Annotated in this window: 1 protein-coding gene; it reads right to left on the reverse strand. The window is 63.0% G+C overall.

The annotated features are described in order from the left end of the window. Positions 1–256: 256 nt before the first annotated feature. The coding region (locus tag D7X55_RS45895) for an efflux RND transporter permease subunit (RefSeq protein WP_147470453.1) at positions 257–622 on the reverse strand (366 nt) is incomplete at its 5' end.

Genomic DNA, 622 nt, shown 5'->3' on the forward strand with positions numbered 1-622 from the left:
GCAGATCAGTCCACGCCATGCGTGGATGCATGCTGCAGTGCCAACCAAGGTTGGCACCTACCATGGCAACGATCCGCTGCTGTAGATGCACGTCATGCGTGGGTGCTTCTGTAGAGTCGAGCCATGCTCGACTCATCCCATCATCGCGCATAGCGCATAGCGCAGCCGAGCATGGCTCGGCTCTACAGAAGGCAGATTCCGCGAGCAGATCCATCCACGCCATGCGTGGATGGGTGCAGCCGCAGAACCCGGGGCATTACGCCCCGGATTCGTCCGGCTTCACCCGGAACCACGCCGCGTACAACGCCGGCAGGAACACCAGCGTCAGCACCGTACCCACGATCAGACCACCCATGATCGAGATCGCCATCGAGCCATAGAACGCGCTGCGCGACAGCGGAATCATCGCCAGCACGGCCGCCAGCGCGGTCAGCACGATCGGGCGGAAGCGGCGCACCGTGGCATCGATGATCGAATGCCAGCGATCATGCCCGGCATCGATGTCCTGCTGGATCTGGTCGATCAGGATCACCGAGTTGCGCATGATCATGCCCGCCAGCGCGATCGTGCCCAGCAGCGCGACGAAGCCGAACGGCGCACGGAACAGCAGCAGGAACAGGGT

The sequence above is a fragment of the Corallococcus sp. AB049A genome (assembly GCF_003668885.1).
Classification (GTDB): domain Bacteria; phylum Myxococcota; class Myxococcia; order Myxococcales; family Myxococcaceae; genus Corallococcus; species Corallococcus interemptor.